This window comes from Salmonella sp. SAL4457, assembly GCF_046548235.1.
GTDB classification, from domain to species: domain Bacteria; phylum Pseudomonadota; class Gammaproteobacteria; order Enterobacterales; family Enterobacteriaceae; genus Salmonella; species Salmonella enterica.
Map to the genome: position 1 here is coordinate 1 of NZ_JBGDZO010000870.1, position 255 is coordinate 255.

Sequence of the window (255 nt, forward strand, 5' to 3'; positions counted from 1 at the left end):
GTTTGAGAATTCACCCTATGCGCTCAAGATTGTCGGCAAAGAAATGCGCGTATTGAAGCAATCGCTCACCCAGTACCTCAGCGAAATTGATGCATCACGGGCCTGGTCAGGGACGTTGAAAGGTCGGGATCGCGGAATTGCCGCCGCAATCGAGACCAGCCTCAAGGGTGCGTCCGACGAAGAACGCGAGTTGTTCCATGTGCTTGGCGTGATGTTTGAGCCGAGCGTCACCCTGGATTTAATCCGCTACTACAC

Annotated in this window: 1 protein-coding gene; it reads left to right on the forward strand. The window is 54.1% G+C overall.

What is annotated here, in order from left to right:
• A partial coding sequence (locus ACLJNW_RS26675; RefSeq protein WP_410961578.1) for a hypothetical protein occupies window positions 1-255 on the forward strand: 255 nt, incomplete at both ends.